Source organism: Loktanella salsilacus (assembly GCF_900114485.1).
Classification (GTDB): Bacteria; Pseudomonadota; Alphaproteobacteria; order Rhodobacterales; family Rhodobacteraceae; genus Loktanella; species Loktanella salsilacus.
The window spans coordinates 1-1991 of the sequence record NZ_FOTF01000067.1 but is presented as its reverse complement, the minus strand read 5'-3'; the positions used below and the strand labels follow the sequence as shown (position 1 = coordinate 1991).

At 55.5% G+C, this 1991-nt stretch carries 1 protein-coding gene and 1 pseudogene; both read left to right on the top strand.

The genetic code is table 11. From position 1 onward, the window contains the following. The first annotated feature begins 173 nt into the window (after positions 1-173). Positions 174-1166 carry an IS30 family transposase gene (locus BM131_RS19810; protein WP_090192192.1) on the top strand — a complete coding sequence of 331 codons (993 nt, stop codon included), beginning with the start codon at positions 174-176 and terminating at the stop codon, positions 1164-1166. Between the two features lie 199 nt (positions 1167-1365). Further along, positions 1366-1919: pseudogene (locus BM131_RS19805) on the top strand (transposase); the annotation flags it as partial. Between the last annotated feature and the right edge of the window lie 72 nt (positions 1920-1991).

Sequence of the window (1991 nt, the reverse complement as noted above, 5' to 3'; positions counted from 1 at the left end):
AGATGACGTCTCCGCCCTGCCCAGCCATGCTGCAACACCGCACCTGAGACATTTCTACTTTGCACACCGAGGGACATTCTAACTTGGTTGCAACATTGGATGTACGCGGGGGCACATTATAAACTGGGTTGCGACAAATCCCCTATCTTGCTGGAAAGCAAGGAGAACGGAAGATGGCCCACACAGAGTTAGGTTTGCGTGAGAGACGCACAATTGAAGATATGTTGAATGCGAAGATGTCGGTAGACAAAATCGCTGCTGAGATCGGCAGGCATCGTTCAACCGTGTTCCGAGAGATCAAACGGAACAGGTTCGTCGATCATGAGTTGCCGAAGCTGAATGGCTACTACGGAATGAATGCGCAGCGGTCAGCAATGACTCGGCGTGCGCGGCGTCGCAAGCTGGTGCGGTTTGTGGACTTGCGAAAGCACGTGATCACGCAGCTGGAGGCCGGATGGTCACCGGAACAGATCGCCGGTCGTTTGCAATATGATGGCCAACCTTTGCGTGTGAGCCACGAGACGATCTATGCATATGTTTACGGCCCGGATGGCCAGGCGGAAGAGTTGGCTCGTCACCTTCTGCATCGGCGCAAGAAACGGCAGCCACGCCGCCGACGCACACCGCGTGGCCTTGTTTTCCCGCCCGATCGGTCAATCCACGAACGGCCAGACTACGTTAAAACGCGTGAGACATTTGGCGATTGGGAAGGCGATCTGATGATCTTTGAGCGCGCGCAGGGCAAGACTAATGTCGCTTCGTTGGTCGAACGCAAGACGCGCTTTGCCGTGTTGTTCCGCAACAACGACCGCAGCACAACGCACCTGATGAACAAGCTGATGAGCGTGATCGAACCCCTGCCCCAATTGGCGCGCAAATCGATCACGTTTGACCGTGGGATCGAGTTTAGGGACTGGCGTAAACTCAAGCCAGGGATCGGAACGGAGGCATGGTTCTGTGATCCGCAGGCGCCGTGGCAGAAGGGATCTGTCGAGAACCTGAACAAGCGCGCACGGCGATATCTGCCAAGGGACGCGCCCGTGGCCGCACTCTCAAATCGAGATATGAAGTCGATTTGCGACCGCTTGAATGGCACGCCCAGAAAGTGCCTTGGATGGAGAACGCCAACTGAAGCATTCAGGGAAGAACTGATGAAACTGAGATAGCGGGACCTGTCGCAACGTACCTTGAGATTCCACGGGTGAGCGCTACTTTCAAGTGCGACTCTTGTTAGAAAACAGTAGTTTATCTAACGAGAGGAATCGGTATGGGAACGACTTATACGCAGTTGAGTAGGTAATCCTCCCCAAAACTAAGGGGATGCGGACGTAGAATTTTCTCAGCAAGATACCTGAGGAGAATCTGATGAAGATGACGAGATTTAGCGAACCCCAGATCCTTGCGATCCTGCGCCAGGCCGAAGGTGGCGTGCCGGTTGGCGAGCTGTGCCGTGAACACGGCATGAGCACCGCGTCTTTTTATAAGTGGCGCGCGAAGTATGGCGGCATGGACGCGTCCATGATCAGCCAGATGAAGAGCTTGGAGGACGAGAACCGGCGGCTGAAGCGCATGTTTGCAGATCTCAGCATGCAGGCCGATCTGCTGAAGGAAGCCCTTGGAAAAAAGTGACGCGGCCATCTCTGCGTCGCGAGATGGCCGCCAAGGCAGTGGAACACCGGGGGGTTAGCGTCGCGCTGGCCTGCCGGGCGTTTGGCGTCAGCGAGACGTGCTATCGCTACAGCCCGTTGCTCAGCGATGAGAATGAACTGATCGCTGACCTGCTGGTCGGCCTGACCGACGCCCGCAAGACATGGGGCTTTGGTCTGTGCTTTTTACACCTTCGCAACGTGAAGGGGCATCCCTGGAACCACAAAAGGATCTATCGGATCTACTGTGCTGTAGATTTCCACGCAGAAGTGAGCCGGGTAAGCGGATAATTTCCACTGAGATTTGAGCCATGTGACCTTTCCTCCAGCGCGATGCGCAATGGG

What these genes read in the sequence shown, in the direction of transcription:
- BM131_RS19810 (WP_090192192.1), top strand. Translation starts at nt 174, where the DNA reads ATGGCCCACACAGAGTTAGGTTTGCGTGAGAGACGCACAATTGAAGAT.